18 protein-coding genes are annotated in these 19,092 nt (G+C 69.9%); 10 read left to right on the forward strand and 8 right to left on the reverse strand.

Features of this window, described 5'->3' with window-relative positions:
• Positions 1-161 precede the first annotated feature (161 nt).
• Both G6N16_RS13730 and G6N16_RS13735 read left to right on the forward strand, forming a co-directional pair.
• Entirely contained in the window at positions 162-1,286 is a 1,125-nt protein-coding gene (locus G6N16_RS13730) for a nitronate monooxygenase (RefSeq protein WP_083028948.1), read from the forward strand.
• Between the two features lie 118 nt (positions 1,287-1,404).
• On the forward strand, positions 1,405-1,962 hold the full coding sequence (locus tag G6N16_RS13735) for a hypothetical protein (RefSeq protein ID WP_133052852.1): 558 nt from the start codon (positions 1,405-1,407) through the stop codon (positions 1,960-1,962).
• Between the two features lie 39 nt (positions 1,963-2,001).
• Here G6N16_RS13735 and G6N16_RS13740 read toward each other — a convergent pair whose 3' ends face one another.
• Positions 2,002-2,514, reverse strand: coding sequence for a hypothetical protein (locus G6N16_RS13740; protein WP_083028950.1), 513 nt, complete (start codon positions 2,512-2,514; stop codon positions 2,002-2,004).
• A gap of 80 nt (positions 2,515-2,594) precedes the next feature.
• Between G6N16_RS13740 and G6N16_RS13745 the strand changes: the two genes are divergently transcribed.
• The gene (locus G6N16_RS13745) at positions 2,595-3,830 is read left to right on the forward strand and encodes a cytochrome P450 (protein WP_083029069.1); all 1,236 of its coding nucleotides are present in this window, start codon (positions 2,595-2,597) and stop codon (positions 3,828-3,830) included.
• A gap of 1 nt (position 3,831) precedes the next feature.
• Here the strand turns inward: G6N16_RS13745 and G6N16_RS13750 are convergent, their stop codons facing one another.
• Together G6N16_RS13750 and fdxA are read right to left on the reverse strand one after the other, a co-directional pair.
• Entirely contained in the window at positions 3,832-4,440 is a 609-nt protein-coding gene (locus G6N16_RS13750) for a DUF7157 domain-containing protein (RefSeq protein WP_110810685.1), read from the reverse strand.
• 127 nt (positions 4,441-4,567) lie between these two features.
• Complete coding sequence (gene fdxA / locus G6N16_RS13755; protein ID WP_083029070.1) at positions 4,568-4,912, reverse strand: ferredoxin; 345 nt, start codon at positions 4,910-4,912, stop codon at positions 4,568-4,570.
• A 209-nt stretch (positions 4,913-5,121) separates the two neighbouring features.
• Between fdxA and G6N16_RS13760 the strand changes: the two genes are divergently transcribed.
• The gene (locus G6N16_RS13760; RefSeq protein ID WP_083028953.1) at positions 5,122-5,553 is read left to right on the forward strand and encodes a transglycosylase family protein; all 432 of its coding nucleotides are present in this window, start codon (positions 5,122-5,124) and stop codon (positions 5,551-5,553) included.
• 13 nt (positions 5,554-5,566) lie between these two features.
• On the opposite strand, the gene G6N16_RS13765 is transcribed toward G6N16_RS13760, so the two are convergent.
• The gene (locus tag G6N16_RS13765; RefSeq protein WP_083029071.1) at positions 5,567-6,460 is read right to left on the reverse strand and encodes an acyl-CoA thioesterase; all 894 of its coding nucleotides are present in this window, start codon (positions 6,458-6,460) and stop codon (positions 5,567-5,569) included.
• A gap of 209 nt (positions 6,461-6,669) precedes the next feature.
• On the opposite strand from G6N16_RS13765, the gene G6N16_RS13770 reads away from it, so the two are divergent.
• The 3 genes from G6N16_RS13770 to G6N16_RS13780 are packed head-to-tail and all read left to right on the forward strand — an operon-like array spanning position 6,670 to position 10,718.
• Positions 6,670-8,457 carry an N-acyl-D-amino-acid deacylase family protein gene (locus G6N16_RS13770; protein ID WP_083028954.1) on the forward strand — a complete coding sequence of 596 codons (1,788 nt, stop codon included), beginning with the start codon at positions 6,670-6,672 and terminating at the stop codon, positions 8,455-8,457.
• Positions 8,447-8,899 (forward strand): nuclear transport factor 2 family protein, encoded by a 453-nt coding sequence (locus G6N16_RS13775; RefSeq protein ID WP_083028955.1) that lies wholly within the window; start codon positions 8,447-8,449, stop codon positions 8,897-8,899. The genes G6N16_RS13770 and G6N16_RS13775 overlap by 11 nt, the downstream gene beginning before the upstream one ends.
• 49 nt (positions 8,900-8,948) lie before the next feature.
• Positions 8,949-10,718, forward strand: a complete 1,770-nt coding sequence (locus G6N16_RS13780) for an N-acyl-D-amino-acid deacylase family protein (RefSeq protein WP_083028956.1) — start codon at positions 8,949-8,951, stop codon at positions 10,716-10,718.
• Between the two features lie 34 nt (positions 10,719-10,752).
• On the opposite strand, the gene bfr is transcribed toward G6N16_RS13780, so the two are convergent.
• A complete protein-coding gene (gene bfr, locus G6N16_RS13785; protein WP_083029072.1) occupies positions 10,753-11,232 on the reverse strand; it encodes a bacterioferritin in 480 nt (159 codons plus the stop codon).
• Positions 11,233-11,489: 257 nt separating this feature from the next.
• On the opposite strand from bfr, the gene G6N16_RS13790 reads away from it, so the two are divergent.
• Positions 11,490-11,702 (forward strand): (2Fe-2S)-binding protein, encoded by a 213-nt coding sequence (locus G6N16_RS13790; RefSeq protein ID WP_083028957.1) that lies wholly within the window; start codon positions 11,490-11,492, stop codon positions 11,700-11,702.
• Here the strand turns inward: G6N16_RS13790 and G6N16_RS13795 are convergent.
• Together G6N16_RS13795 and G6N16_RS13800 are read right to left on the reverse strand one after the other, a co-directional pair.
• Positions 11,699-12,451 (reverse strand): enoyl-CoA hydratase/isomerase family protein, encoded by a 753-nt coding sequence (locus G6N16_RS13795; RefSeq protein ID WP_083028958.1) that lies wholly within the window; start codon positions 12,449-12,451, stop codon positions 11,699-11,701. The genes G6N16_RS13790 and G6N16_RS13795 overlap by 4 nt on opposite strands.
• Before the next feature lie 74 nt (positions 12,452-12,525).
• Positions 12,526-12,924, reverse strand: a complete 399-nt coding sequence (locus G6N16_RS13800; RefSeq protein WP_083028959.1) for a hypothetical protein — start codon at positions 12,922-12,924, stop codon at positions 12,526-12,528.
• 333 nt (positions 12,925-13,257) lie between these two features.
• Here G6N16_RS13800 and G6N16_RS13805 point away from each other — a divergent pair, with 333 nt between their 5' ends.
• Both G6N16_RS13805 and G6N16_RS13810 read left to right on the forward strand, forming a co-directional pair.
• Complete coding sequence (locus tag G6N16_RS13805; RefSeq protein ID WP_083028960.1) at positions 13,258-15,984, forward strand: helix-turn-helix transcriptional regulator; 2,727 nt, start codon at positions 13,258-13,260, stop codon at positions 15,982-15,984.
• Positions 15,985-16,083: 99 nt separating this feature from the next.
• Positions 16,084-18,027, forward strand: coding sequence for an FUSC family protein (locus tag G6N16_RS13810; RefSeq protein ID WP_083028961.1), 1,944 nt, complete (start codon positions 16,084-16,086; stop codon positions 18,025-18,027).
• Positions 18,028-18,098: 71 nt separating this feature from the next.
• Here G6N16_RS13810 and G6N16_RS13815 read toward each other — a convergent pair whose 3' ends face one another.
• A complete protein-coding gene (locus G6N16_RS13815) occupies positions 18,099-19,091 on the reverse strand; it encodes an ABC transporter ATP-binding protein (RefSeq protein ID WP_083028962.1) in 993 nt (330 codons plus the stop codon).
• Position 19,092: the final 1 nt, after the last annotated feature.

Genomic DNA, 19,092 nt, shown 5'->3' on the forward strand with positions numbered 1-19,092 from the left:
GGGATGGGGGTTCTCCTGACCTGATCCGGCCGACCGCCGGGAGGGACGCCGTGAGCTTACGAGATCGAAGCGGGTGATGACGCTCACGCCGCCCACCCGCTAAGGTGGAACACGTTCTAGTTTTAACCCGTTTTCGTCGAAAAGCCCACCAGGAGCGGACTATGCATACTCCCCTGTGCGACCGGCTCGGGATCGAGTTCCCGATCTTCGCCTTCACCCACTGCCGCGACGTCGTGGTGGCGGTGAGCAAGGCCGGGGGCTTCGGCGTGCTCGGCGCGGTCGGGTTCACCCCCGAGCAGCTGGAGATCGAGCTGAACTGGATCGACGAGAACATCGGCGACCACCCGTACGGCGTCGACATCGTCATCCCCAACAAGTACGAGGGGATGGAGGCGGTAGACCTGGATCCCGAGGTGCTCAAGAAGCAGCTCAACGCGCTGGTGCCCGAGGAGCACCTGGAGTTCGCCAAGAAGATCCTGGCCGACCACGGGGTGCCGGTCGAGCACAGCGACGAGGATGCGCTGCAGTTGCTGGGCTGGACCGAGGCGACCGCCACCCCGCAGGTCGAGGTGGCGCTGCGGCACCCGAAGGTCACCATGATCGCCAACGCGCTGGGCACTCCGCCGGCGCACATGATCGACCACATCCACGAACAGGGCCGGGTGGTCGCCGCACTGTGCGGGTCGCCGTCGCAGGCCCGCAAGCACGCCGACGCGGGCGTGGACATCATCATCGCCCAGGGCGGGGAGGCCGGTGGGCACGCCGGAGAGGTCGGGTCGATCGTGCTGTGGCCGCAGGTGGTCGCCGCCGTCGCACCGGTTCCGGTGCTGGCCGCCGGTGGTATCGGCAGTGGCCAGCAGATCGCGGCGGCGCTGGCGCTCGGCGCCCAGGGCGCCTGGACCGGGTCGCAGTGGTTGATGGTCGAGGAGGCCGAGAACACCCCGGTCCAACAGGCCGCCTACATCAGCGCGACCAGCCGTGACACCGTGCGCAGCCGGTCGTTCACCGGCAAGCCGGCCCGGATGCTGCGCAATGACTGGACCGAGGCGTGGGAGCAGCCGGAGAACCCCAAGCCGCTGGGCATGCCGCTGCAGTACATGGTCTCCGGGATGGCGGTGGCCGCCACCCACAAGTATCCGAACGAGAGCGTCGCCGTCGCGTTCAACCCGGTCGGGCAGGTGGTCGGGCAGTTCACCAAGGTGGAGAAGACCTCCGCGGTGATCGCCCGCTGGGTGGCGGAGTACCTCGACGCCACCGCCACCCTCGACGCGTTCAACGAGGCCTGACCCCCTACCCCGTCGACCCGGGGAAACCCGCCGGCGAAACGCGGGCGGCGGCACCGCCGATATCCCTGTCACCAATGGTGTGATTGTTCGTAGAACCTGGGTCGGGGAGGGAGTGTCCATGTCGGTGCAGCGTCTCGGTACGACGACGGGTCGCGCGGCGGCGGTGTTCGCGATCGCCGCCGCGGCCGTCGTCGCGGTTCTCAGCGGTCCGAGCGACGGCCACGCCGGTCTGTCCGTCGCCGCGGCCGCGCCGACCACCAGCACCTCCGGCAAGCCGTCGTTCCGCAGTGACGCCGACGGCTACCTGGACACCGAGGCGCACTGCGTTGCCGGGCAGTCCGGCGTCGCCTACGGCCGCACCGCCCGTTCGCTGGTGGTGATCTGCGCGGACCGGGCCGGGGCGCTGGAGTACCGCGGGCTGCGGATCTCCGACGGCGCGCTGCTGACCGCGCCGGCCGAGGCCGGCGACGCCGGTAGCTACCAGGCCGTCAACGACGGCGTGGTGTACACCGTGTCGCCGACCGAGTTGCGGGTCACCGCCGAGGACAAGGTCGTCTACCGGGATACCTGGATCGAATACATCACGCCGCGGTTCGCCGCGGAGGCGGGTGCGCCGTCATCGAGCAAAACCGCGGCGTCACCGACCCCGAGTTCGGGCGTCGCCAAGCCCCGCTGAATCACACGGCGATCCCGCGCGCTATTCGTGCTCGGGTGTTTATTCGTGCTCGGGTGCGGCCGGCTGGGTCACCGGCTCCACCGGTGCGGGTTCGGCGGCCGGCTGATCGGCCGCCGGGGCCTGCGGCCCACTCGACATCGGGGACCGCGCCGACGTGCCGGGACTCATCGGCCGCTGGCTGAGCAGCAGCAGCACATCCGAACCGCTGACCTCCTGGGTCTGGTAGGCGTGCCAGAGTTCGCGCAGATAAGTCACGCCATGACTGCGCGGCCCGTCGTCGGCGGCGCTCGTCGTTCCGGGCGGCAGATTGTCCGGGCTGCTCAGGTGCGGCACCGGGGCGGGCGCCGCCTCGGTGACGGCGGCCGCCGGCACGTCACCGGCACCGGTGGCCTCGGTCACCGGTACCGCGGCCGGGGCGGAGTCGGCGGCGACGACGACGGCCGGGCCGGGGCCCGCCGCCGGGCCGTCGGGATCGGCGGCCGCGGGACCGGCCAGCAGCAGGGCCCAGCAGCCGGCGGCGCCGAGGGCACCGACCAGGATCTTCGCGTGCATGCCCGGTCCTTCCGTTCCGCTGAGGATTTCGTTACACATTCCGGGCACCGAAGCTCGGTTCCGGGTGTCCAATGCACTATATGGCCTCCCCCGCGATCCCCGCAGGCTTCGATCTGACCGACCCGGACATGAACCGCCGCGGCCTGCCGGTGGCCGAGCTGGCCGAATTGCGCCGCGCCGCCCCGATCTGGTGGAACGCCCAGCCGACCTGCGAGGCGTTCGGCGACACCGGTCACTGGGTGGTGACCCGGCATCACGACGTCAAAGAGGTGTCCCGGCGCAGCGACGTGTTCTCCAGCTGGCAGCACACCGCACTTCCCCGGTATCCCGCCGGCACCCAGCGCCCCCAGGTGGAGGCCGCCCGGCTGGTGATGCTCAATATGGACGCGCCGCACCACACGCAGCTGCGCAAGATCATCTCCCGCGGGTTCACCCCGCGGGCGGTGGAGCGGCTGCGCGAGGATCTGGCCGAGCGCGCCCGGCAGATCGTCGCGACCGCGGCCGCCGAGGGCTCCGGCGACTTCGTCGAGCAGGTGGCCTGCGAGCTGCCGCTGCAGGCCATCGCGGGGCTGCTCGGGGTGCCGCTGGAGGACCGCAAGAAGCTCTTCGACTGGTCCAATCAGATGATCAGCGACGACGATCCCGAGTTCGCCCACCACGACGGGCTGACGGCCTCGACTGAGCTGATCATGTACGCGATGGGGCTGGCGGCGCTGCGCGCACGCGAACCCGGTCCCGACATCGTCACCAAGCTGATCGAGGCGGACGTCGAGGGCGCACACCTGTCCGACGACGAGTTCGGGTTCTTCATGGTTCTGCTGGCCGTCGCCGGCAACGAGACGACCCGCAACTCGATCACCCACGGCATGATCGCCTTCACCGAACACCCGGACCAGTGGGAGTTGTTCAAGCGGGAGCGACCCGCGACCACCGCCGACGAGCTGGTCCGCTGGGCGACGCCGGTCAGCTCCTTTCAGCGCACGGCGCGCCACGACGTGGAGTTGTCCGGGGTGAGGATCCGCGCCGGTGACCGGGTGGTGCTGTCCTACCGGTCGGCGAATTTCGACGAGGAAGCGTTCCAGGACCCCGACCGGTTCGACATCCTGCGCGATCCGAATCCGCACGTCGGGTTCGGAGGGACCGGCGCGCACTACTGCATCGGGGCGAACCTGGCCCGGATGACCATCAACCTGATCTTCAACGCGATCGCCGACGGGATGCCCGACCTGCGGGCGGCCGGGGTGCCGGAGCGCCTGCGCTCGGGCTGGCTCAACGGCATCAAGCACTGGCCGGTCCAGTACCGGCCGGCCGGCTGAATCAGCCGCGCGGCAGACGATTCAGGCCGGGGATCCGGTCCAGGATCTTGTCGCGGATCCGCGGCGGCGGGGCGACCGGCGCCTGTTGCACCGGTTGCTGCACGGCGGCCGGACGCGGAGCGGGCTGCTCCGGGGCGGCGGGAGCCAGGGGCGCCGCCGGAGCGACGGGAGCCGGCAGTGCCATCGGCGCGATGGTCTCCACCGCGGTGCTGAACACCTCCGCGGGGGCGGCCTCGGCGTGTTCGACGGGCGGGGCTGCCTCGGGCGCCGGCGCGGCCGGCTCGGGGACGGCCTCGGCCGGAGTGGCCGGAGCGGCAGCCGGCGGGCTCGGGGCCGCCTGAGGCGCGGTGGCGGCCGGGGCCTCGGCCTGGGTGACCGCCTGCGGCCCCGGCGAGGAGTTCAGACCCACGGCCACCGCGGTCGCGGCGACCAAGGCGATGGCGGCACCGGCGACGGCGACCAAGGGCCCACGGACCGATGGCCAGGCCTCCTCGGCCTCGAACAGCACCCGGACGACGGGAGCATCCGGGCACACCGCGGTGGGCAATACCACGGGCACGCTCGCGGCGTTGCCATCGGTCGGGATCAACCGGCCGGGGGCGGTATCCAAAACGGGACTCTCCGATGCGGTCGGGATGCGGCCCGGGGACGGACCGCCACGGGAGAGGGTACCGTGATCGATTCGTGACCCGAAACCCCTCTGTGCGGCGGCGGTCCGACGCGATGCCGAGGCCGGGTCAGCCCACGCGGTGCGGCAGGGCGGCGACGTAGGGGGTGTCGACGCCGATTTCGCCGATGTCCATCGCCCCGCCCGGATTCCCCAGCGGTTCGGATCGCCCGGGCAGGGTTTCGGAGAAGAAGGCCGCGTTGTCGGCCAGGTGCGCGAGTTCGGACTCGGGCAGGTCCGTCTCGTAGAAGATGGCCTCCATCTTGCAGGCCAACTTGCACGCGCCACAGTCGACGCATTCGTCGGGGTTGATGTATACCGAGCGCTCGCCGACATAGATGCAGTCGGCCGGGCACTCCTGCTGGCACGCCTTCTCAACCACGTCCACACAGGGGGAAGCGATTACATATGTCATGGTCGTCATGGTATTTGCCCGCGTTCCGCGTCGGGTGCGCCGAAAGTCATCGTTAATGGGACTTCCGTACCGTCCCCGTGGCCGCTACCCGCTTTGCCGGGCGTCCGAACCAGGTGTTCGCCCGCTGCGCAACCGACACGCCGGGATGTTGCAAAAAAGTTTTGTGTGATTTGTGTAACGGTTGGATTTAGGCAGGCGAACTAACCTGCATGACTCACGTTCGCACGTATCTCGCCGCGGCACTGCTGAGCATCGCCGGGGCCACCGCAGGTTTGAGTACCGGAATGGGTACTGCTGCCGCCGAACCGGTGAACTGGGACGCAGTCGCCCAGTGCGAGTCCGGGGGCAATTGGGCGATCAACACCGGCAACGGGCACTACGGCGGACTGCAGTTCAAGCAGGCGACGTGGAATGCCAACGGCGGGGTCGGCAACCCGGCGCAGGCCAGTCGTGAGGAGCAGATCCGGGTCGCCGAGAACGTGCGGGCCAGCCAGGGCATGCGCGCGTGGCCGAAGTGCGGTGCTCGCGGCGGCGACCTGTTCTCGGCGCCGTTGTCGGCACCGACCGGGCCGACCGCGGGCCAGTACGTGAAAAACACCATCCGGGAGGTCATCGGCCTGATCCCGGGGCTGGGCCGGTAACCCGCGCCGCAGGTCAGACCCTGCGCGGCGGCACCGGCGGGAAGTACTGTTCCTGGCCGGCAGTGGCGACCAGCTCGCCGTCCCGGTTGTACACCCGGCCGAGGGCCAGCGCCCGAGCGCCGACGGCGCTGTCGCTGCGCTGATCGAGCAGCAGCCAGTCGGCCAGGCGGGCGGGTCGATGAAACCAGACCGCGATGTCGCGCTGGGCGGTGTTGTCCGCCCGGCTTCGGTGGGCCGCCCGGGCCGCCACCGCCGACTCCACCAGGCTCGCCGCGCTCAGATAGACGACCAGGGCCGCCGCGGTGAGGGAATCGTCACCGGCCGGGCCGTCGGGCCGCCACCAGGTCAGCAGGTGGCCCGGGTCCCGTGCGCCGGCCTCGACCGGTCTGCGCTGGAACCACTGGAGGCTGGTCCAGCTGCCGCCCCCGGCCCCGGCGAGCTGCGCCGGATGCGGTTGCGACGAGAGCTTCTCGGGGTCGGGTATCCCGAGGACTTCCGGATGGTATTCGGGCCCGTCGGCGGCCTCGATGCAGAATGACGCGACGCCCGCCATCAGGACCGCGCCGGACTGGCGCGCGGTGACCTGCCGCGCGGAGAAGTTGCGGCCCTGCTGCAGGTCGACGACCTCGAATTCGACCGGGTACCGCGCGTCACCGGCGCGCAGGAAGTAGCCGTGCAGGCTGTGCGGCGTCCGCTCGGGCCCGACGGTGCGCCCGGCCGCCACCAGGGCCTGCGCCGCGATGTGGCCGCCCAGGATGTGGTGAAACGGCGCGTCGAACTGCGCGCCGGTGAAGACCGTGGCGCCCTCGATCACCGCACCGGGCGACAGGTTCAGGGCGTCGAGCACCTGCGGCAGGCTGGACTTGTACGGTGCGGCGTCGTCGGTGCCCGCGGCGTGTTCGGTCATGGTGTTCCGCATCATGCCTGACGCGGCTCGGCCGCCGCGCTGTCTCACCGCAGGTGCGCGTCGAACCAGCCGATGAGCCGTGCCGCCGGGGAGTCCTGTGCGGCCGGGGAATTCGATGTGAATCCGCTGGTCACCGCCGCAGTAAACAATTTTCAGGATCTGTCTACTAAATCGTTGACACGGACCTCGGGAACGGGTTCTACTGAGGTGTGAGCTACGACACCATCATCACCCGAGGCCGCTGGTTCGACGGCGCCGGCAGCCCCTCGGCGATCCGCGATATCGGCCTGCGCAACGGCCACGTGGTGGCGGTGTCGGCCGACGGGCTGGACACCGCCGGCTGCCCCGAGGTGATCGACGCGGCGGGCAAGTGGGTGCTGCCCGGCATGATCGACATCCACACGCACTACGACGTGGAGGTGCTCGACGGTCCGGGCCTGGCCGAGTCGCTGCGCCACGGTGTCACCACCGTCATGCTGGGCTCCTGCTCGCTGTCCACGGTGCACGTCAGCCCGGTGGAGGCCGGCGACCTGTTCGGCCGGGTGGAGGCTATCCCGCGGGAGTACGTCATCGACGCGCTGGCGCGACACCAGACCTGGGACGACGCCGCCGGCTACGTCGACGCGCTGCAGCGACTGCCGCTGGGCCCGAACGTCGCGGCGTTCATCGGCCATTCCGATATTCGCACCGCGGCAATGGGATTGGATCGGGCGACCCGCCACGACGTGCGACCGACCGCCGCCGAGCAGGCGCGGATGGAGAGCTGGCTGCGCGACGCGCTGGCCGCCGGGTTCGTCGGAATGTCTTCGCAGCAGCTGCTTTTCGACAAGCTCGACGGCGACACCTGCCGGTCCCGCACGCTGCCGTCGACCTACGCCAAGCCCCGGGAACTGCGCCGGCTCAAATCCCTGCTGCGGCGCAGCGGCCGGGTGCTGCAGTCCGGGCCCGACATCGCCAATCCACTGAATTTGCTGTCCCAGCTGGCCCAGTCGCTGGGCCTGTTCCGCCGCAATCTCAAGACCAGCTTGCTCTCGGCGGCCGATGTGAAATCCAACCCGCTGGCGATCAAGATGATGGGCCCGTCCGCGCGGCTGGTGGCGGCCCTCGGCGGCGACTTCCGCTGGCAGCACCTGCCGGTGCCGTTCGAGGTGTACGCCGACGGCATCGACCTGGTGGTCTTCGAGGAGTTCGGGTCCGGGGCGGCCGCACTGCACCTGCGCGACGACGTGGAGCGCAACGACCTGCTGCGCGACCAGGACTACCGGCGCCGGTTCCGCAAGGACTACGAGAACAAGTTCGGGGTGCGGGTCTGGCACCGCGACTTCTTCGACGCCGAGATCGTCGACTGCCCGGACGAATCGGTGATCGGCCGCTCCTTCGGACAGGTCGGCCTGGATCGCGGTGGGCTGCATCCGGTCGACGCGTTCCTGGATCTCGTCGTCGAGCACGGCCGGGCGCTGCGCTGGCGCACCACCATCTCCAATCACCGCCCGCAGGTGCTCAAACGCCTCGCGGTCGACCCGGGCATTCAGATGGGCTTCTCCGACGCGGGTGCGCATCTGCGCAACATGGCCTTCTACAACAGCGGGCTGCGGCTGCTGCGGCACGTTCGCGACGCCGAGGCGGCGGGCAGCGGGTTCATGTCCGTCGAACATGCGGTGCACCGGATGACCGGGGAGCTCGCCGACTGGTACGGCGTGGACGCCGGGCACCTGCGGGTCGGCGACCGGGCCGACCTGGCGATCATCGACCCGGCGGCCCTCGACGAGCGGCTGGACGCCTACGCCGAGGACACCGTCGCCGGCTACGGCGGCATGTCGCGGATGGTCAACCGCAACGACGAGGCGGTGACCGCGGTATTCGTCGGCGGCCGCGCGGTGGTGCGCGACGGGGTGCCGACCGGCCTGGTCGGCGCCGAACGCACCGGCAGTTTCCTGGCCCACGGACGGCTGTGCCCGGCACCGAACCGCACGGAGGCACTCGCCGATGTCCGATGATGCTGTGACGCAGGTGGTTTCCGGTATGTGGCAGGCGCTTTCGGAGCGCGATTGGGAGGCGGTCATGAGCTACCTGGCCCCCGACTGCATCTATTTGGACATGCCGGTGGGTCCGACGGCCGCCGCCCGCGGGCCCGAGGACATCGTCAAACGACTCAAGATCGGACTGGCACCGCTGGCCGGCTACGCGAACTTCCCCGGCCTGATGCTCGACAACGGTACCGACGTCATGTACGAGCACCACGAGGAATGGCATTGGGCCAGCGGCGAATCCGCGGTCCTGAAGTTCGTCTCGGTACACCGGGTGGTCGACGGCCGGATCACCCTGTGGAAGGACTACTGGGACATGGGCGCGCTGAGCAATCACGCACCCGGGAGTTGGTTGGCGGATTTCGCGACCGCCGACATGTCCTGGGTCTTCGACGCCACCGGGCTGGTCTGAGCCGGCCACGCGGTGACCAAAGCCATCCGGTGAACCCCGAGGAGTCCCCATGTTCGATCTGACCATCACCGGTGGCACCGTCGTCGACGGCACCGGCGCCGACCGCTACCGCGCCGACATCGGGATCACCGGCGGCCGGATCACCGAGATCCGGCGCTGCCACGGCGACGACGTCGGGCTGCGTGAGGCACCCACCGCGGAGAACATCGACGCCACCGGACGGGTGGTCACACCGGGATTCGTCGACGTGCACACCCACTACGACGGCCAGGTCAGCTGGGACGCCACCTTGGAGCCGTCCAGCCTGCACGGGGTGACCACCGTGGTCAGCGGCAACTGCGGGGTGGGCTTCGCCCCGGTGCGCCCGGGCCGGGAGCAATGGCTGATCGAGCTGATGGAAGGCGTCGAGGACATCCCGGGCTCGGCCCTGGCCGAGGGCATCACCTGGGGCTGGGAATCGTTCCCCGAGTACCTCGACGCCATCGAGAAGCGGGAACTGGCCGTCGATTACGGCACCCAGATCGCCCACGGCGCGGTCCGCGGCTACGCGATGGGTGAGCGCGGCGCCAACAACGAGGAAGCCACCGCCGACGACATCGCCGTGATGGCGCGGATCGTCCAGGAGGGCATCGAGGCCGGCGCGCTGGGCTTTTCGACGTCGCGGACCGAGGCGCACCGAGCGATGGACGGCCAGGCGGTACCGGGCACCTACGCCGCAGAGATGGAACTGTTCGGGCTGGGCAAGGCCATGGCCGCCGGCGGTCGGGCGGTCTTCGAGGTCGCGCCGCAGGGCACCGCCGGAGAGAGCCCCGCCGAGGCGTGTATGCACGAACTCGATTGGATGACCAGGCTTTCCGACGAGATGGACCGCCCGGTGTCATTCACCCTGATTCAGGCCAGTCACGCACCGGACCTGTGGCGACGCCAGCTGGAACGGGCCGGCAAAGCCCAGGAGAACGGGATCGCGGTCTACGCCCAGTTCGCCGCGCGGCCGTTCGGCATGCTGCTGGGTTTCCCCGGCTATCACGCGTTCACCCACCGACCGACCTTCCGCCGGCTGCAGGAGAGCCTGGATCGCGACGAGCTCGCCGCCCGGCTGGCCGATCCCGCCGTGAAGGCGGCGATCCTGGCGGAGACCGATCTGCCGCCGACCCCCGGGGTGCTGCTGGACGGCCTGTTCGCCCTCGCCCAGTACAGCGCCGACCGGATCTATGCGATCGGCGATCCCCCGGACTACGAGCCGACGCCGGACATGACGGTCGCCGCGATCGCGGCCGCCCGCGGGCAGGATCCGCTGTCGACGATGTACGACCTGATGCTGGAGTCCGATGCCGGCGCGATGCTGATGCTGCCGTTCTTCAACTATGCCGAGGGCGATCACAGCGCGATCTACGAGATGATGGGTCACCCGGCCGCGGTGTCGGGGCTGTCCGACGGCGGCGCGCACTGCGGGCTGATCTGCGACGCGTCCTACCCGACGTTCCTGCTGACGCACTGGGCGCGGGACCGCCACCGGGGCCCGAGATTCTCCCTGGAGTACGTCGTGCGGAAGCAGACACTGGATACCGCAACGCTTTTCGGCCTCGACGACCGCGGTGTCATCCGGGTCGGCAAGAAGGCCGACCTGAACGTCATCGACATGACGGCGTTGCAGCTGGGGGTGCCGCGAATGGCCTACGACCTGCCCGCGGGTGGGCGCCGGCTGCTGCAGGACGCGTCCGGTTACGACGCCACCGTGGTCAGCGGCGTGGTGACGCGGCGACACGGCCGCGATACCGGCGCCCGGCCCGGGCGCCTGGTGCGCGGCGCACAGGCCTGAGCGGTACCGGGCCCGGGACGGGTGCGACGGCCGGTCAACTCGGCGGGCGGGACACGCACTGCGCGGAGTACAGCTGCTCGCCGAGCTTCTCCATCAGCTCCAACTGGGTCTCCAGGTAGTCGATGTGGGATTCCTCGTCGGCGCAGATGCCCTCGAGCAGGCTGGCACTGGTGCTGTCCTGCTTCTCCCGGCACATGATGATGCCGGGTTTGAGCCGTGCCACCACCTCGTATTCGATCGCGAGATCGGCCTCGAACTGTTCGCGCAGGGTCTGCCCGACCCGCAGCGAGAACAGCCGCTGGTAGTTGGGCAGGCCGTCGAGCAGCAGGATGCGGTCGGTGATGGCCTCGGCGTGGCGCATCTCGTCGAAGGATTCTTCGCGGGTTTTCGAGGCCAGTTCGGTGAAGCCCCAGTTGTCCTGCATCTTCGAGTGCAGGAAGTACTGGTTGATGGCGGTGAGTTCGCTGGTGAGTTGCTCGTTGAGCAATTTGAGGACGTCGGGGTCGCCTTGCATGAACACTCCTTGGCTGGGTCGTTCGAGCTGGCAGCGCGAGCCGGGCTGTGGCGCCGCTGCATACCCGAATCTAGTCCCTTTTCGGCCCGTTGGCCTGCAGAAATGCCCACCAATTCGAACATAGGTACGCCTTACTAAGGGCAGTCTTGGCTGGTCCGGCAAACATGAAGAAAGATATTAGGTGTCCCTAACAAAGGGCGGCTATACTTAGGTTAGACTCTGCTAAAGCACTCCCCCGGGGAAGGAAGTCGGCCACCATGTTCGTGTGCCTGTGCACCGGCGTCACCAGCCACGTTGTGGCCGACGTCGTGGCCAATGGCGCGTGCACGTCCAAACAGGTGGCAGAGGCATGCGGCGCGGGATCGGACTGCGGGCGGTGCCGGCACACGGTGCGCGGCATGATCGAGGCGTATTTCCGCGAACAAGACGGCTGCGGCGAACAGCATGCCGTCACCGCGGCTGCCGTCTAAGAACTGCCCGAGTTGAAGGCGGTCAGCGCCGCAGCGTTGTCGGCCGACCCGAGCAGGGTGGCAAAAAATCCGTTCTCCCGGGCCCGGGCGGCCGCGACGGCCTCCTCGGTCGGAGCCGTCATGGTCGCCTTGACCGCCATCAGGCTGGCGATCGGGCGCGAGGCGAGTACCTCGGCATGCCGACGGGCCTCGGCCAGTAGCTCCCCGGGCGGGCACACCTTCCAGACCAGCCCCATCCGCAGGGCCTCGTCGGCAGGCACCCACTCCGAGGACAACAGCAGCCAGGCGGCGTTCTGCCGGCCGATCAGCCGGGGCAGCAGGTACGACGACGCCGCCTCCGGTGCGACGCCGAGGCTGGTGAACGGGCACTTCAGCCGGGCGTCGGCGGACATGAAGGCCAGATCGGCGAACCCCAGGATGGTGGTACCGATGCCCAGCCCGATCCCGTTGATCGCGACGATCAGCGGTTTCGGAAAACTGCTCAGCGCGTCGATCAATCCGTTGAAGCCGAATTCGCCGGGTATGAAGTCGGGGTCGGTGGCCATGGCCTGCAGGTCACCGAGGTCGGTACCGGCGGAGAAGGCACGCCCGGCGCCGGTCAGCAGAACCACCGCGACCTCGGGGTCGGCGGCGGCCTCCCGCAGCGCGACGGTGGTTGCGTCGTAGAGCGCCTCGTTGAACGCGTTGAGGGCCTCCGGTCGGTCCAGTGTCAGTGTCCGAACACGGTTCTCATCGGCGATCTCCAGCATTGCCGGAGTGTAGCCTCGGCCAGCGGAGTTCATCGCCGACCCCTCGGCACCGGTGAACTCCGGTGGCTCAGGCCTCAGCGCGCGCAGTCGCCGTCGAGGGTGTAGACGTCGTGGCCGAGGTTCGGGCAGGGCAGCCAGTTGTCGGGCCCCGGCGGCACCGCCGGGCAGATCTTGCCGAGCTTCATCTCCTTGCCCCAGCAGTTGAACGTGTACACCTGGTTCGGGTCCGGCGGCGCCGGGCACATCGTGTCGTCCAGCACGAACAGCACTGGGTTCGAACCACAGGCCTTCCACCGGCTGCCCCACGGCGGGATATCGGGGCACTTCTGGTAGTTGGGCACCAGGTGCGACCAACACCAGTAGGTGCCTGGCGGCAGCCCAGCCTGGGCCTCCGGTGCCTTGACCAGCACACCGGCACCGAGGCCCACGCCGATTCCGAGCACGGTGGCCGCCGCGATGTTGAGCGTCTTCATGATCGTTTCCCCCTTGCCGCCGCGCCGAGAGACGCAGCTTCTGATCTGATACCTCGACTCTGCGATGGGCACGGCCCCAGAACATCGGCCAAACCGCGTAGAAAACGCAGACCAAGAATCGGCGGATCGCATCACCGCCGGTGACCGCCGCGCCGGGATGGCATCGGAGTGAACTCCCGGAATCTGTCGTGCATCCGGCCTATATTCGTCAACTGAACGGTCTGTCTGTGCAGGTGAGAGGGGTGGGAACCGGTGGCCGATCGCCTGCCCTCCGACGCGTGGTCGAGCGGTCAGGGGCATCGTCCGCGCGGATCCCACCCGCACCGGCAGCCGGTGACCCGGCTGTTCCCTGGCGTCCCGGTCGACGATCTCCCCCGCGTGATGCTCGGTGAGCACGGCTTCTCGGCACCGCTGACCAGATTTATCGGGCGTCGCACCGAACTGGCCGATCTGCGCCGGCTGATCGCCGACCACCGGTTGATGACCCTCACCGGGCCAGGTGGGGTGGGCAAGACCCGCCTGGCGGTGCAGCTGGCCGGTTCGGTCGCAACCGAATTCGACGCCGGAGCGTGGTACGTCGATCTCGCCTCGATCTCCGATCCCACGCTGGTGCCGGTCACTGTGGCACGCACGTTCGGGCTGCCCGACTGGCCGGTGCAGACCGACGAGACGCTCACCCGGTTCATCGGGGACCGCACGCTGCTGGTGGTGCTGGACAACTGCGAACACCTCGTCGAGGCCTGCGCGGACCTGGTGACGGTCCTACTGAGGGCGTGTCCCGGTCTGACAATCCTGGCGACCAGCCGCGAGCCGATCCGGATGGACGGCGAACTGATCTGGCCGACGCCACCGCTGTCCCCGGCCGACGAGGCTGTCCAGCTGTTCGCCGACCGCGCCCGGCTGGCCCGGCCGGAGTTCACCGTCGGTGAGGACAACGCCGGGACCGTGACCCAGTTGTGCCGGGGTCTCGACGGGATTCCCCTGGCGGTCGAGCTGGCCGCCGCGCGGGTGCGGGCGATGTCGCTCACCGAGATCCTCGACGGTCTGCACGACCGTTTCGGGTTGCTGTCGGGCACCGCGCGCACCGCGGCGTCGCGGCATCAGACGCTGCGCGCGTCGATGGATTGGTCGCACGCCCTGCTGTCCGAACCCGAGCAGGTGGTGTTCCGCCGGCTGGCGGTGTTCCTCGGCGGGTTCGAACTGGATGCCGCGCACGCCGTGGCCGGGGATCCCGGGGCGCCACGTCACCAGATCCTCGACGAGCTCGCCCTGCTGGTGGACAAGTCGCTGGTGGTCGCCGACGACCGTGGGCACCGGACCCGGTACCAACTGCTGGAGACGGTCCGCCAGTACGCACTGGACAAACTCCGCGAGGCCGGCGACGCTGACACCGTCTGGGCCCGGCACCGAGACCACTACACCCGTTGGTTCGCCGCCCCGGTGTCGTTCGACCTGCAGGCGCATGTCGAACGCGCCGAGATCGAGATCGACAACCTCCGTGCGGCTTTCACCTGGAGCCAGGAGCACGGCGATCACGAACTCGCAGCGCGGCTGGCGTCGTCGCTGCAACCGCTGTGGCTCACCGGCGGTCGGATATCGGAGGGGCTGGCCTGGTTCGGCGCCGTCCTGGCCCACGGTAGCGTCCTGGCTCCGGCGGTACGAGCGCGGGTCCTTGCCGACCGGGTCACCCTGGAGACGTTGACCGGTTCCCTCTACCGCGTCGAGGAGGCCCAGGAGGCGTTGACGATCGCCCGCGACCTGGGCGACCCGGCACTGCTTGCGCAAGCACTGGCCGCCTACGGGTTGACCTGTGGTTACAGCCCGGGGCTCGCCGCGCCGTATTTCGCGGAAGCGCTGGAACTGGCCACCGCGTTGGGTGATGACTGGCAGCTGAGCAGAATCCTGAGTTGGCAGGCGTTTTCGGCCTACGCGGTCGGCGACCCGGTCGGCACGCTCGCCGCCGCGAGCCGGGGGCTCGAGCTCGCCGACGCGGTCGGCGACGGTTCGGCCGCCCGGCTGTGCCGCTGGTGTATCGGGTTGGTGCAGTTGTTGAAAGCGGATGTGACGGGGGCGGCCGAACTGTTCCGGGACGTCGCGGCTGACGCCGGGGCTGCTCATGACCTGATGTCGTCGGCGTCCGGCCTGATGGCCCTGGGCATCGCGCTGGCGCATCGGGGCGACACCGACGACGCCCGCGCCGTCGCACACGCGGCCATCGAGGCCGCTGCCGATCTGCCGGGCTTCCAACAGGGTGCGGGTTTCGGCGCGCTGGTGGACGTGGAGCTGAGCGCCGGCGATGTGACGGCGGCGGTTTCGGCCGCCGAGGCGGCTGTGCGCGCGTGTCCGCTGACCGAGCTGCTGGCCACCAACGGCAACCCGGTCGCCAAGACGGCGTTGGTGTCCGGCGATGTCGACGGGGCACGGCGCAGCGCCGACGAAGCCGTGGCGGTGGCGGCCGGCACCCACCAGATCCCGTTGTTGTCGACCAGTATTCGGATTGCCATCGCCGCGGGCGACACCTGCCGGGCCCAGCGCGATGCTCGGGACGCGCTGGCGATCGCCGCGGCGACCGGAGCCCATCTGGCGCTCCCCGACATCGTGGAGTGCGTCGCGACACTGACCGCCCGGGCCGGCAACGCGCCGACGGCGGTGCGGTTGCTCGGTGCCGCGGCGGGCCTGCGAACGCGCGCCGGCCAGGTCCGCTTCCGAGTCTACGACGCCGATCAGGCCGCGCAGGTGACCGCCCTGCGCAACGAGCTGGGCAACAGCGGCTTTCAGGCGGCGTGGGACGCGGGCGCCGAACTGTCCGCCGAGGAGACGATCGCCTACACACTGCGCGGCCGCGGTGAACGCAAGCGGCCGGCCAGCGGCTGGGCGTCGCTCACCCCGACGGAGATCGAAGTGGCCGGGCTGGTCAGCGCTGGATTGGGGAACAAGGAAATCGGGACGCGGCTTTTCATCTCGCCGCGCACCGTGCAGACCCATCTGACCCACATCTACGCGAAGTTGGGCGTGGCCTCACGGGTGCAGCTCGTCCAGGAGGTGTCCAGACACAGCTGATCCCGTGACGCGATACCACGCGGTTGGTGTCGTCGAGCGGTCCATAATGGGAATCATGAGTGCGCCCGCAGCAACCACCGCAGCGCATGAAGGCACGGCGTGAAGTCCACCCCGGAGGTACGGCGGTCACTGCCCTACGTGAGCGAGGTTGGGGCGGTACTGCTCGGTCTGCTGGCGGTGGTGGCCGTCGTCCTGCAGTTCGGCCCGCCCGGATCAGCGATGGTGGCCGGCGGCAGCGCGGCAATCGTCGGTGCGATCGCGCTGAAGGACACTCCCCAGGGCCGGTTGCGGCTGACGCTCGGCGCGTCGCTGGCCACCGGCGGCGCCGCCCTGCTCGGGTGGTCGACCGCGCCGCACGACCTGGCCTTCATCGCGGCCGTCGCGGTGTGGGCCTTCGGCGCCGGGATGGCGTGGGCGCTGGGCGGTAACGCGGGGCTGGTGGCGGCGGCCGCCAGCGCGTTGATGCTGACCGGCCCGGCCTGGGCGTCGTTTCCGGATGCGCTGATCGCCGCGGGTGTGGCGACGGCGGCGGGCATCGTGCAGGCGGGACTGGTGGCGATCGCGCCGCGCCCGCACCGGCAGGTCCGCAGCGGTGCCCTGGCCGGCGGCTACCGGCTGGTGCTGACCGACGCCCGCCGGCTGACCAACGATCCCGAGGTGGTGTTCAACCACGGGCCGTTGATCACGCTGCGGCAGACGTTCACCCCGACCGACCACGAGGCCCGCCGGCGGCCGACGGCGTTCCGCGGCATGTACGCGCTGCCCGAGCGGCTGGGAATGACACTGAACGTGTTGCGCCCGGTCGCCTCGACGCCCGCGGGCACGGCCACCCTGTACGCCGCCGCCGACGTTCTGGAGGCCATCGCCGACGATCCGCCGGGGGCGAAGGAACAGGCGCGCGGCGCGTTGCACGTGCTCGACGACGCGGTCGGCGAGCTGCCCGGGTCGGCCGCCGCGGCCGGCCGCCGCCTGCGCCGCCAGGTCAGCGAGGCGGCGATCTTGCACTTCGTCGGCAGCACCCGGCTGCGCCGCCCGCCCATGGCGGTGATCCGCGAGCAGCTCAACACCGATTCGCCGATCCTGCGGCACGCGGTGCGGCTGGCCGCGGCGGTGACCGCGGGCGTGGTGACGGCGCGGGTCACCGGCGTGCCCGACGCGGTGTGGATCTCGCTGACGGTGCTGCTGGTTCAGCGACCCGAGACCGCCCACACCTATACCCGCTGCCTGGCGCGGCTGGCCGCGGTGTTCGTCGGCGTCGGCCTCGCCACCACACTGACCCTGCTGGTGCATCCGGTCGGCCTGTCGGCCGGACTGCTGGCCGTGCTGTTCATCGCCGTCACCTACGCGGTGTCGGGGCTCAGCTATGTGTTGATGACCGCGACCGTCGCGGTGTCCATCGTGTTCCTCGTCGACATCGACGGGGCCGCCGCCGACCCCGCGCTGGCCACCCGGCTGATCGCGGTGCTGCTCGGCGGTGTGCTTGCGGTGGCCAGCCATGTGCTGTTGCCGGACCGCTCGCTGGTCCGCCTGCGCCAGCGCGCCGGGGAGCTGTTGAAGGCCGAAATCGACTACGCGGCCACCGTGATCCGGGCGTTCGCGCACCACCTCGACGATCGCGAGGAGGTGCTGGGCGCGATGTGGAACCGCGCGGTGCGGGCGCGCACGGCGTTCGAGGCCGCGGGCGGCGGGATTCGCGCCGACTCCGCGGAAGTCCGGCACTGGCTGACCGCGTACCGGCTGGCGCTGAACACCGTGACCGGCGTGTGCGCGACGCTGGAGGCCCAGGTGCCGACGGCCCGGGTCGAGACCCTCGATCTGCGATTCGTGGTGGCCGTCGATGACTACGTCGACGCGCTGCGCGGCGAGGCGCCCAGCGCGGGCCAGCCGTGGCGGGTCGACAGTCGCCACCTCGCCGAGGCCGACCAGCAGCTGCGCGAATGCGCGGCGTACCTGAATCGCCAAGACGGCGCCCAGCGGGTACTGGTGAGTGAGGTCGAGGCCATCACTCGCACCCTGCTCGCCGTCTCGCTGACCGGATCGTAAGAGCGAAGCGCGTATCAACCCCGCAGCCTGGCCCCGCGCAGGGACAGTCTCGCTGACCGGATGGTAAGCCGTCAGGGCAGGTTGACCGGTTTGCGTTCGATCAGATCGCGAACCCCGGTGGCGCCCAGACGCTTTCGGAACGCCTGCACGGTGTAGCCAACGAGGACACCATCGGTGCGGGCGCGCACCGAGGCCGAGCGAGGCAGCCCGAACAGCGGGCCGATCTCACCGAAGTACTCTCCCGGGCCGGCCGTGGAGAGCAGCTCGGCGGCTCCCCCGCCCAGCTCCCGCATGATGTCGAACTTGCCCTCGCGGACGACGTAGATGAGATCGCCCATGGTGTTCTGCTCGAACACCGTCGTGCCGGCGGGCACCGTGAGGGTCTCCGGCTCCCGGTCGACGCTGGCCACGGTGGGTACCAGCTCGATCACCTCGTCGGCCAGCGGCAGGATGCGGCTGTCGTGGGTGGCCACCACCACCACCCGATCCCCCGACGCCAACCCGCGGATCAGCCGCAGCACCTCCTCGACCTGGATGAAGTCCAGGTGCGCGGTCGGTTCGTCGGCCAGGATGAGCGGCGGATCCAGCGCGATGGCACGGGCGACGGCCACCCGCTGCTGTTGCCCGCCGCTGAGGTCGCCGGGCCGGTGGTTCACCCGCTCGCCCAGGCCCACCCGGTCGAGCAGCTCCACCGCCTTCTTGTGCGACTGGCGCCGGCCCATCCCGGCCGCACGCATGGGCACCATGACGTTCTCGATAGCGGTGAGGCTGGGCACCAGATTGAACGCCTGGAACACGATCCCGACGGTGTTGCGTCGGTATTCGCTGAGTTCCTTCGGCGCCAGGCCGGTGACCTCCACGTCGCCGAAGGCGATGCTGCCCGACGTCGGGCTCAGGATGCCGCCCAGACATGACAGTAGCGTGGTCTTCCCACAACCGCTGGGCCCCAGCAGGATTGCCAGCGATCCGGCCGGCAGGTCCAGGTCGAAATGGTCGATCGGGCGGATGGTGTCGGCGGAGTTGCGGTATTCCACCGTCAGGTCGCGGATGCTCAGATCGCCCATG

Source organism: Mycolicibacterium insubricum (assembly GCF_010731615.1).
Classification (GTDB): domain Bacteria; phylum Actinomycetota; class Actinomycetes; order Mycobacteriales; family Mycobacteriaceae; genus Mycobacterium; species Mycobacterium insubricum.

Excerpts from the sequence above, each read along its gene's own strand:
- fdxA (WP_083029070.1), bottom strand. The coding sequence starts at position 4,912 with ATGACATATGTAATCGCTTCCCCCTGTGTGGACGTGGTTGAGAAGGCG.
- G6N16_RS13790 (WP_083028957.1), top strand. The coding sequence starts at position 11,490 with ATGTTCGTGTGCCTGTGCACCGGCGTCACCAGCCACGTTGTGGCCGAC.
- G6N16_RS13765 (WP_083029071.1), bottom strand. The coding sequence starts at position 6,460 with ATGACCGAACACGCCGCGGGCACCGACGACGCCGCACCGTACAAGTCC.
- G6N16_RS13760 (WP_083028953.1), top strand. The coding sequence starts at position 5,122 with ATGACTCACGTTCGCACGTATCTCGCCGCGGCACTGCTGAGCATCGCC.
- G6N16_RS13815 (WP_083028962.1), bottom strand. The coding sequence starts at position 19,091 with ATGGGCGATCTGAGCATCCGCGACCTGACGGTGGAATACCGCAACTCC.
- G6N16_RS13745 (WP_083029069.1), top strand. The coding sequence starts at position 2,595 with ATGGCCTCCCCCGCGATCCCCGCAGGCTTCGATCTGACCGACCCGGAC.
- G6N16_RS13780 (WP_083028956.1), top strand. The coding sequence starts at position 8,949 with ATGTTCGATCTGACCATCACCGGTGGCACCGTCGTCGACGGCACCGGC.
- G6N16_RS13775 (WP_083028955.1), top strand. The coding sequence starts at position 8,447 with ATGTCCGATGATGCTGTGACGCAGGTGGTTTCCGGTATGTGGCAGGCG.
- G6N16_RS13730 (WP_083028948.1), top strand. The coding sequence starts at position 162 with ATGCATACTCCCCTGTGCGACCGGCTCGGGATCGAGTTCCCGATCTTC.
- G6N16_RS13740 (WP_083028950.1), bottom strand. The coding sequence starts at position 2,514 with ATGCACGCGAAGATCCTGGTCGGTGCCCTCGGCGCCGCCGGCTGCTGG.
- bfr (WP_083029072.1), bottom strand. The coding sequence starts at position 11,232 with ATGCAAGGCGACCCCGACGTCCTCAAATTGCTCAACGAGCAACTCACC.
- G6N16_RS13800 (WP_083028959.1), bottom strand. The coding sequence starts at position 12,924 with ATGAAGACGCTCAACATCGCGGCGGCCACCGTGCTCGGAATCGGCGTG.
- G6N16_RS13735 (WP_133052852.1), top strand. The coding sequence starts at position 1,405 with ATGTCGGTGCAGCGTCTCGGTACGACGACGGGTCGCGCGGCGGCGGTG.
- G6N16_RS13795 (WP_083028958.1), bottom strand. The coding sequence starts at position 12,451 with ATGCTGGAGATCGCCGATGAGAACCGTGTTCGGACACTGACACTGGAC.